At 69.6% G+C, this 9,906-nt stretch carries 9 protein-coding genes; all 9 read left to right on the top strand.

Going from position 1 to position 9,906, the window contains the following annotated elements; genetic code table 11:
- Positions 1–199 (top strand): hypothetical protein (locus ELR45_RS35120; protein WP_165367747.1); only part of this gene is annotated, 199 nt, incomplete at its 5' end.
- Between the two features lie 8 nt (positions 200–207).
- The gene (locus ELR45_RS13405; protein ID WP_129666767.1) at positions 208–990 is read left to right on the top strand and encodes an SDR family NAD(P)-dependent oxidoreductase; all 783 of its coding nucleotides are present in this window, start codon (positions 208–210) and stop codon (positions 988–990) included.
- A 14-nt stretch (positions 991–1,004) separates the two neighbouring features.
- Positions 1,005–2,093: a 3-oxoacyl-ACP synthase III family protein gene (locus tag ELR45_RS13410; RefSeq protein ID WP_129666770.1), complete on the top strand. Its 1,089-nt coding sequence runs from the start codon at positions 1,005–1,007 to the stop codon at positions 2,091–2,093.
- Complete coding sequence (locus ELR45_RS13415; protein WP_165367748.1) at positions 2,090–3,673, top strand: phytoene desaturase family protein; 1,584 nt, start codon at positions 2,090–2,092, stop codon at positions 3,671–3,673. The genes ELR45_RS13410 and ELR45_RS13415 overlap by 4 nt, the downstream gene beginning before the upstream one ends.
- A 4-nt stretch (positions 3,674–3,677) precedes the next feature.
- Positions 3,678–5,396, top strand: coding sequence for an acetyl-CoA carboxylase carboxyltransferase subunit alpha (locus ELR45_RS13420; RefSeq protein ID WP_129666776.1), 1,719 nt, complete (start codon positions 3,678–3,680; stop codon positions 5,394–5,396).
- Entirely contained in the window at positions 5,393–5,977 is a 585-nt protein-coding gene (gene accB, locus ELR45_RS13425; protein WP_129666779.1) for an acetyl-CoA carboxylase biotin carboxyl carrier protein, read from the top strand. The genes ELR45_RS13420 and accB overlap by 4 nt, the downstream gene beginning before the upstream one ends.
- A 29-nt stretch (positions 5,978–6,006) precedes the next feature.
- Complete coding sequence (accC, locus tag ELR45_RS13430) at positions 6,007–7,359, top strand: acetyl-CoA carboxylase biotin carboxylase subunit (protein ID WP_129666783.1); 1,353 nt, start codon at positions 6,007–6,009, stop codon at positions 7,357–7,359.
- 27 nt (positions 7,360–7,386) lie between these two features.
- Positions 7,387–8,352 carry an ACP S-malonyltransferase gene (gene fabD, locus ELR45_RS13435; protein ID WP_129666785.1) on the top strand — a complete coding sequence of 322 codons (966 nt, stop codon included), beginning with the start codon at positions 7,387–7,389 and terminating at the stop codon, positions 8,350–8,352.
- Complete coding sequence (locus ELR45_RS13440; RefSeq protein WP_129666789.1) at positions 8,349–9,800, top strand: DHA2 family efflux MFS transporter permease subunit; 1,452 nt, start codon at positions 8,349–8,351, stop codon at positions 9,798–9,800. The genes fabD and ELR45_RS13440 overlap by 4 nt, the downstream gene beginning before the upstream one ends.
- Positions 9,801–9,906: the final 106 nt, after the last annotated feature.

Raw genomic sequence — 9,906 nt, forward strand, 5'->3', positions numbered from 1 at the left:
TGAGTCCGCGGGCCGCCGGCCGACGGTTCACGCGCCGAAGACGATCCTCGGTGAGCCGACCGGTTCGGCCGGGGCGCTGCTGGCGACGCTCGCCGCCGATGAACTGGCCAGTCACCCGGGCGTCGCCCTGGTGAACGCCGTCTCCCTGGGCGGGACGTCCCTGTCCATCGTCATGCGGTCCGACCACGACTCGAAGTGAGGGAAATGATGGAACAGAGATCACTCCAAGGCCGTGTGGCCCTGGTGACCGGCGGTTCGCGCGGCATCGGCCGCGCTACCGCGCTGGCACTGGCGGCCGACGGTGCGACTGTGGCGGTGAACTACCGATCCGGCAAGGACGAGGCTCTGCAGGTCGTCGCCGAGATCGAGGAGATGGGCGGCACCGCGGCCGCGTTCGGTGCCGACGTCTCCGACTACGGCCAGGCGCGCGGGCTCGTCGACGAGGTGCTGGCCGCTTACAGCGAGCTGCACATCCTGGTCAACAACGCCGGCATCTCCAAGGACAACCTCATCTACGCGATGGAGCCGGAGGACTGGCTGGACGTGATGAAGGTCAACTTCGGCGGCGTCTTCAACTGCACCAAAGCCATCTTGGATCACTGCATGGTGACCCGGGACGCGGTGATCGTGAATGTCTCGTCGGTCATGGGCGAGCGGGGCTGGACCGGGGAGTCGAACTACGCCGCCTCGAAAGGCGCGGTGGACGCGTTCACCCGCAGCGCCGCCATCGAGCTGGCCCGGTTCGGTATCCGGGTGAACGCGGTGCTGCCCGGGTTCGCGCCCACGGAGCTGGTCTCGGAGCTGTCCACCGGCGAGGTCGCCAAGCATCTCAAGCGGCAGATCCCGATGCGTGACTTCGCGACCGTCGAGCAGGTCGCGTCGGCGATCCGGTTCCTGTCCGGCCCGGAGTCGGAGTACATGACCGGTGTGCTGCTCAACATCGACGGGGGCGGCATGGCCGGGCTCGGGCTGGGGCGGCTGAAATGGTGAAGGAGTCCGGACAGATGCGCGCGCACCGAGTACATGTCGTCGGCACCGGGAGTCACCTTCCGGGCGAACCGATCGGCAACGACATCATCGAGAGCCTGGCCGGCCCGCTGCCGGAGGACGTCGGCGGGGACATCGGGATCGAGTCCCGGCACTGGATCATCGACCCGGTCACCGGCGAGCACCGGGACAGCAACACGGGCATGGCGGAGCGTGCCGCCCGGGCCGCGCTGGCGGATGCGGGGGTCGAAGCGGACGAGGTCGACTTGCTCATCCTCGCGACCGCCACGCCGGAGTATCCGCTGCCGCCCACGGTGAACCTGGTGCAGGAGCGGCTCGGGACCGGGCCGTGCGCCACGCTGGAGCTGCGCTCCGGCGGTGCCGGTACCGCCCAGGCCATGGAACTGGCACGGCTGCAGATGCTCACGGGCGCCTACCGGACGGCGCTGGTGATCGGCAGCGAGGCCACGTCTCCGGCGCTGGCTCCGATCTTCCTGGACGTACCGGCCGGGAAGGTGCGGATACGCGATCGCATCCCGATGTACATGTTCGGCGACGGAGCCGGCGCGGTGGTGCTGCGTGCGGAGCCGGGTGATTCGGACGGCGTCGTCGGTGGGGCGTCTCGCGCCATCGGTCCCGACCGGGCGCCCGGCATCCAGGTGATCGGCGGCGGCACACACGCGCCCATCAATCAGCAGCTCGCGGCAAAACGGCTGGTCACCCTCAAGGTGGACGTCGTTTCGGCCGGTCATTTCGCCCCGTCGCTGGTGGCGCACGCGATCGGTGACACCTTGGCGGCCTGCGAGGCCGATCCGGCCGGCGTGGACGTCTGCGTCGTCCCGGAAGGCAGCTCGGGATGGATGCGGGCGGCGAGCGACGAGGGCAGCGTCGACCGGGATGAGTGGACCAAGATCCCCGGCGAGTTCTCGGACAGTCTGGCCCGCCGCGGGGCGCTCGGCTGCGCCGGGCCGCTGGTCTGCCTTGACGACGCGGTCCGGGCTGGAGACATCGGGCCAGGGCAGCGGGTGCTGCTGGTCGGGATCGAGAGCAGTAAATGGGTCCATGCCGGCGTCCTCGTCGACTGGACGATGGAGGAGAACCGATGAACGAGCGAACCGATTACGACGTCATCGTCGTCGGCAGTGGACTGGGCGGCCTGTCCGCTGCCGCCCTGCTCGCCCATAGCGGCGAGCGGGTGCTGGTGCTGGAGCAGGGCGATGATGTCGGCGGCGTCGCACACGCGTTCGTCCGTAACGGCGGCGATTACATCTTCGACCCGGCGGTCCACGGCACCGGCGCCGGTGAGATCGTCTGGAACTTCCTCGAGTACCTCGGCGTCGACGGCGAGTGCCCGTACGTGGTGTCGCCGCACTTCTACGGCGCGTACTTCCCTGATGACCTGCACGTTCTCGCGCCCGCCGGGTGGGACGCCTACGTGGAGTCCACCGCCGCCGTGCTGAACAAGAGCGAGGCCGACGAGATCCGCGAGTTCCACCGGGTCTGCCGCACGGTGCTGGACGAGATGGCCTGGATGCCCTACCGGATGGACGCGCGGGACCTGGGCGCCGTCATGGCGGAGAAGCCGAACTTCGCCGCGCGCCGGATGGCCACCGTCGAAGACGTGTTCACCGACCATGTGCCGAGCCGGCGGGCACGAGCGGTGGCGGGTGCGCCGTGGCCGTTCATCGGGTCGCCGCCGTCCCGGCTCTCCTTCCTGAACTTCGCTCAGCTGCTGGAGACCCATCTTGAGGGACCGCGGTATCCCCTGGGGTCGTACCAGAAGATGGTGGACGCGTTCGCCAAGGTGGTGCGGGACTGCGGCGGCGACATCCTGGTCCGCACCCCGGCCGCCGAGGTGATCGTCGGCGACGGTCGAGCCACCGGGGTCCGTACCGAGAGCGGCGACGAGTACACCGCCGGGGCCGTGGTGGCGAACGCGGATGCGCGCCACACCCTGAACGATCTCGTCGGCCCGGAACACCTCCCCGCGTCGTACCTCAAGCGAGTCAACCGGATGAAGCCGTCGCTGTCGGTGCTGACCGTCTTCGCCGCCACCGATCTCGACCTGACCGAGTACGGGCTGGCGCACGAGACGTTCGTCCATCCGCATCTGGACCACTCGGCGAACTGGGAGGACATCCTCGCCGGCCGGCCGGCGAGCGCCTGGATGTCGAACACCACGCTGCTCGATCCCGCCCTGGCACCGGACGGCGAGCACACGGTGATCCTCACCTGCATGGCGCCGTGGGAGCTGGAACGGCCGTGGCCGGAGCTGAAGGAGACCGCGGGTGACGCCATGATCGACCTGTTCGAACAGGTCATTCCTGGGCTGTCCGCACATCTGACGTACCGCGAGGTAGGGACGCCGCAGACGATGCACCGTTTCACCCGCGGGTACCAGGGAGCCACCTATGGCTGGGAGAACACACCCAACCAGTTCGCCAACAAGCGCCTGGCGCACCAGACGCCGCTGGAGGGCCTCTACCTCTCGGGCCACTGGACCGAGTCCGGGTGCTCGTCCTTCCGGGCGGTGTCCGCCGGGATCTCCAGCTCGAAGCTCGTCCTCGAGTGGCTCGGCAACGACGTCGCCGCCACCCTCCCACGTTCGTTCCGTGAGCGGACCGGGCCGGTAGAGCCGGCCGGGCGGCGGAGCGAACGATCGCTTGCCACACAGGAAGGTGCCTGACGCGATGACGGAGACTCTGACCGCTCCGGCCGAAGCGACCGGCTGGAGCCGATGCCCGAGCTGTTCGGCGTTCCTCTACGCCAAACGGCTCGGCCGTAACCACAAGGTATGCCCGGAGTGCCAGCATCATCTCCGGTTGTCCGTGGACGAACGGCTCGACCTGCTGCTGGATGCGGGTTCTTTCGAGCAGTTCGCTCCCACCGGCTCTCAGCCACCCGACGATCCACTCGATTTCGTCGATACGAAGCCGTACACCGAGCGCCTGGACGTGGCTCGGAAACGGACCGGACGCCGGGAGGCGGTGATGGCCGGCGACGGCTCGGTCGACGGACGTGCGCTGGTGGTCGTCGCGCTGGATTTCGCTTTCATGGGCGGCAGCATCGGGACCGTGGTGGGGGACACGATCGTGGAGGCCGCCCAGCGCTCCCTCGACCGGCGGATCCCATTGCTGATCATCTCCGCATCCGGTGGCGCACGGATGCAGGAGGGCTGCCTGTCCCTCATGCAGCTGGCCCGGACGTCGCAGGAGATCGCCCGGCTGCGGGAGGCCGGGGTGCTGGTGATCAACCTCAACACGAACCCCACCTTCGGGGGAGCGACGGCCTCGTTCTCATCACTGGGCGACGTGATCCTGGCCGAACCGGGCAGCCTCATCGGGTTCGCTGGCCCGCAGGTCATCCGGCAGACGGTCCGCGAAGAGCTGCCGCGCGGCTTCCAGACGGCGGAGTTCCTGCGCGACCACGGTATGACCGACCTGGTGGTGCCCCGGCAGAACCTGAAGGAGACGGTCGCCAGGCTGCTGGCTCTGCACGAGACGCCTTCCTGGATGCCGGAGTCCCCGGTGGGCGTGTGCTACCGGACCACGCGCGAGGAGCACACGCGAGCGGCGCGCACGGGCGCGGACGTGTGGGCCGCGGTCACGCTGGCCCGTCATGTGGGCAGGCCGACCACGACGGACTACATCCATCAGATGTGCGACGACTTCGTCGAGCTGCATGGCGATCGGGTTCACGGGGACGATCCCGCGATCGTCGGCGGAGTCGGGCGCTTCGAAGGGCAGAACGTGGTGGTCCTGGGCCATCAGAAGGGTCACGACACCGCCGAGATGGTGGAGCGGAACTTCGGCATGCCGCATCCGGAGGGATACCGGAAGGCGATGCGGCTGATGCGCCACGCCGAGAGATTCGGGCTGCCGGTGATCACCCTGGTGGACACCGCAGGGGCGTACCCGGGCCTGGCTGCGGAGGAGCGGGGGCAAGGCGGCGCCATCGCCGAGTGCATCGCGGCCATGTCGAGGTTGCGGGTGCCGGTGGTCACGGTCATCACCGGTGAAGGCGGCAGCGGCGGCGCCCTTGCCCTCGCCACCGGGAACCGGGTGCTGATGCTGGAGAACGGTTACTACTCGGTCATCTCTCCCGAGGGATGCTCGACGATCCTCTGGGGCAGCGCCGCCAACGCGTCCGTGGCCGCGGCAGCGCTGCGGCTCACCGCCGATGACCTGCTTGAGCTGGCGATCGTGGACGGCGTCGTCGCGGAGCCGTCCGGCGGTGCGCACCACGATCCGGTGGCGACGGTCGACAACGTGGCCGCGGCGGTAGCGGCGAGTCTGGCCGAGCTCACCGGCCTGGGCTCCGTCGACCTGGTCGAGCAGCGCTACCACCGCTACCGGGCCTTCGGCCGGCTCGGCCGGGCGGCGGACCTGCTCCAGGGGCACGCGGCATGACGGCCGCACACAACGAGAACGGCGCCGTCGACGGTGCGGGTGTGACGACCGCCGCCGACGGCGCGCACAGCGCGGATGTGGCAGCCCAGGCTGAGCTCGTGACGCACCTGCGCACGGAGGCGTCGAAACTGATCGCGGAGCTCGACGGACGGGTCCGCTCGGTGCAGGTGGACGTCGGCGGCTGCGCCGTCCGGGTCGAGTGGGCGGATCCACAACCGGCCGTCGTGGTGGCGGACGCGGCCGGGAACGCGCCCGTCGGGCAGCACACCGCCCAGGCGGGCGGCTCCACCGTCGCCCGTGCCGCAGCAGACGGCCAGGTGGAGCCGTCGACGCAGCCGCACGTCGTCTGCGCTCCGCTGGTGGGGACGTTCTACCGCCGCCCGTCACCGGAGGCGGAGCCGTTCGTCGAGGTGGGACACGTCGTCGAGGCCGGCCAGACGCTGGCGATCGTCGAGGCGATGAAGCTGATGAACGAGATCAAGGCGGACCGCCCAGGCCGGGTGGGCGCCATCCACCCGGGAGAAGGGGAAATGGTCGAGTTCGGCCAGGTGCTGCTGGAGCTCGAAGCAGACACGCCCTAGCCCAGTCGCGATGAAACGAGGTGTCCCAGGTGTTCCAGAAGGTTCTCATCGCCAACCGGGGTGAGATCGCCCTGCGCGTTCTGCGAGCGTGCCGCGAGCTCGGCGTGCGAACCGTGGCGGTCTACTCCGACGCCGACGCCCACACCCTGCCCGTGCAGCTGGCGGACGAGTCGGTCAACGTCGGCCCGTCCCGCCCGGGCGCCAGCTACCTGCACATTCCCAACATCATCGGTGCCGCTGTGAAGACCGGTGCCGATGCGATCCATCCGGGCTATGGGTTCCTGTCCGAAGACCCGTATTTCGCCGAGATCTGCGCCGATCACGGCATCACCTTCATCGGCCCGCCGCCGGAGGTGATGGAGACGGTCGGCGACAAGTCGATGGCCCGGAAGATCATGAGCGACGCCGGGCTGCCGCTGCTTCCCGGCACGGTGGAGCCGGTGCACACGTTCGAGCAGGCGCGCACCATCGCCGACGAGATCGGCTATCCGGTGGTGATCAAGGCCACGTCTGGCGGCGGAGGGCGCGGCATCACGGTCGTCGAGCGCGCCGAGGATCTGCGGCGTGCCTACCAGGGAACGCGGGCGACGGCGCAGGCCCTGTTCGGCAACCGGGACGTGTACGTGGAGCGGTACCTGGCCCGTGCCCGCCACGTGGAGGTCCAGGTACTGTGCGACGCGCACGGAGAGGCCGTCCATCTCGGCGAGCGGGACTGTTCGGTGCAGCGCCGGCATCAGAAGCTCATCGAGGAATCACCGTCGCCGGCCGTCGGCGATGAGCTGCGGGCCGAGATCGGAGAGGCGGCGTTGGCCGGGGCCCGAGCGGCCGGCTATCGCGGGGCGGGAACCATGGAGTTCCTCCTCGACGACGACGGCCGGTTCTGGTTCATGGAGATGAACGCCCGGATCCAGGTCGAGCATCCGGTCACCGAGATGGTCACCGGGGTCGACCTGATCTGCGAGCAGATCAGGGTCGCGGCCGGGCTGGGGTTGTCGGTCAAGCAGGACGACGTCGTGCTGTCCGGCTACGCCGTCGAGTGCCGGATCAACGCCGAGGATCCGTCCCGTGACTTCGTTCCCACGCCGGGCCGGCTCGACGTTTTCCGCCCGTCGTCGGGCCCCTGGACTCGTGTCGACACCCATTGCCGGAGTGGCGACATGATCCCACCGTTCTACGACTCGATGATCGCGAAGCTGATCGTCTGGGGTCCTGACCGGCGCACGGCGCTCGACCGGTTGCGACGGGCGTTGGACGAGTTCGAGGTGGAAGGACCCGGGGTGCACACGACCAGGGACTTCGATCGCTGGCTGGTGGACCATCCGTCCTTCCGCGCCGGGGACATCCATACCGACTTCCTGACCCACCATGCACCGCCGACCTGAGCCCGTACGCACGATAGGAGCGCCGTCATGACCAGAACCGCCTTCGTCTTCCCAGGCCAAGGGTCGCAACGTGTGGGCATGGGCAGAGATGTCGCCGAGCGCCATCCGGGCTTGGCCGGGTCCGTCTTCCGTGAGGCCGACGAGTTGCTCGGCTTCGAGCTCTCCCAGCTGTGCTGGGAGGGCCCCGCGGACGAGCTGCGCCGGACCGACATCACCCAGCCGGCGATCTTCGTCACGAGCATCGCCACCCTCCGGGTGCTGTCGGCGTCGGTGCCCGAGCCTGTGGTGGTGGCTGGGCACAGCCTCGGTGAGTATGCGGCCCTGGTCGCGGCCGGTGTGCTGGAGTGGACCGCGGCGCTGTCTCTGGTCCACCGGCGAGGCGAGCTCATGGCGGGTGTGAACGAGACCACGCCGGGGGCGATGGCTGCGATCATCGGCCTGGCGGCGGATCGTGTCGAGGCGCTGTGCTCGGAGTTGTCGTCCGGTGCCGCCGCCGAGCTGGTGGAGGTGGCGAACTACAACGACGACGAGCAGACCGTGGTGTCCGGCACGGTGTCCGGCGTAGAGGCGCTGACCAGGGCGGTCCGCAAGAAGGCGGACCCGGAGGTGAAGGTGGTCCGGCTCGACGTCGGGGCTCCGTTTCACTGTTCGCTGATGCGCTCGGTCGAGGACGAGTTCGCACGCGAGCTGGAGGCGGTCGAGTTCGCGGATCCCCGCATGCCCGTGGTGGCGAACGTGACGGCCGCGCCGGTGCGCACCGGCGACGAGGCGCGGGCGGCGCTGCGTGCGCAGCTGGCCGGCTCAGTGCGCTGGCGGCAAGGGATGCGTGCCGTCTCGGACCATAATGTGCAGGCGTTCGTCGAGGTCGGTCCGGGGCGGGTCCTGTCCGGGCTGGTCCGGCGGAGTCACCCGGAGACCCCATGCCACGCGACCTCGGACGCGCGACGGATCGACAAGCTGATCGGCGAACTCGGCCTGGTGTTGCAGGCATGAGCGGGGCGAGCGCCGGGCGCGCGGTCGGGCCTGTCTTCCTGGCCTGCTCGCTGCCGATGTTCATGGCGGCCCTGGACAACCTCGTCGTCGTCACGTCGCTGAACGTGATCCGAGAGGACCTCGATGCGAGCGTGACCGAGCTGCAGTGGTTCTCCAACGCCTACATCGTGTCGTTCGCCGGCCTGTTGCTGGTCGCCGCCGGGCTGGGCGACAGACTGGGCCGGCGGAAGGTGTTCTGCGCCGGGATCGGGCTGTTCACGGTGGCGTCGCTGATGTGTGGCTTCGCTCAGGAGCCGGCGCAGCTGATCGCCGCCCGGGCGGTGCAAGGCGCGGGCGCGGCGACGCTGACCCCGTTGTCGCTGACGTTGCTGGCGGCGGCGGTGCCGGAGCGGCGGCGCGGCCTGGCGATCGGCCTGTGGAGTGCGGTCAACGGCGCCGCCATCTCGCTCGGCCCGGTGGTCGGCGGCGGCGTGGCCACCGGCCTGGAATGGCGGTGGGTGTTCTGGATCAACGTGCCGATCGGTGTCATCGCCATCGTGCTCGCGCGGCGGCTGCTGGGTGAGAGCCGCGGCCCGGACGTCGCGGTCGACGTCGTCGGAATGGCGCTCATCTGTGGGGCGATCATCTCCGGGATATGGGGTGTGGTGAATGCGCCCGAGGTGGGGTGGACGGCGCCGAGGATCTTCGTCTCGTTCGTCTTCTGCGCGGTGTTCATCGTGGCCGCCGTGGTGTGGCAGCGGCGTGTGCGCCACCCTCTGATCCCGGACCGGCTGCTGCGCATCCGCGCGTTCACCCTCACGAACCTGGTCAGCATGTGCATGCATTTTGGCGTGTTCGGCTCGATCTTCCTGCTTGCTCAGCTGCTTCAGGTGGCCTATGGCTATGACCCGTTCGAGGCCGGCCTGCGGACCATGGTGTGGACGGTGATGCCGATGCTGGTGTCGCCGATCGCGGGAATCCTCACATCGCGGATCGGTGGTGGGCGGCTGATGGCGACCGGGCTCGCGTTGCAGGCGGGCGGCCTGTGGTGGATCGCCGTGGTCGCCGCACCGGGTCAGCCGTTCTCGGAGATCGTCCCGCCGATGATCATCGCGGGTGCCGGGATGGGCCTGGTGTTCGCCCCGACGGCCGCGACGGTGCTGGCATCGGTCCGCCGGGAGGACCACGGCAAGGCTTCGGGCGCCAACACCACGGTGCGCGAATTCGGTGGTGCACTGGGGATCGCGGTGCTCACCAGTGTCTTCCAGGTGCGGGGCAGGTACGACGACGCGCAGGCGTTCACCGACGGGGTGGTCGATGCGTTGGCTGTGGGTGTGCCCGTGGTGCTGGCCGGTGCGGTGCTGGCATTGCTGATCCCGCGCGACGCCGGTCGCCTCCAGGCCGGCCAGGCCTCGGACCCCGCAGGACCCGTGCCGTCGAGCCCTGCGCCGAGCGTCGTCCGTCGGTGACTCCCGGCGTTCGCCGGCCCTAGGGCGTGTCTGATGGATCCATGGCCTACTGCGCGGCACCCGGCTGGCGCCTCGCTGCGTTCTCGTCGGTCGACGCACAAACCCA

The organism is Phytoactinopolyspora endophytica (assembly GCF_004138495.1).
Taxonomy (GTDB): domain Bacteria; phylum Actinomycetota; class Actinomycetes; order Jiangellales; family Jiangellaceae; genus Phytoactinopolyspora; species Phytoactinopolyspora endophytica.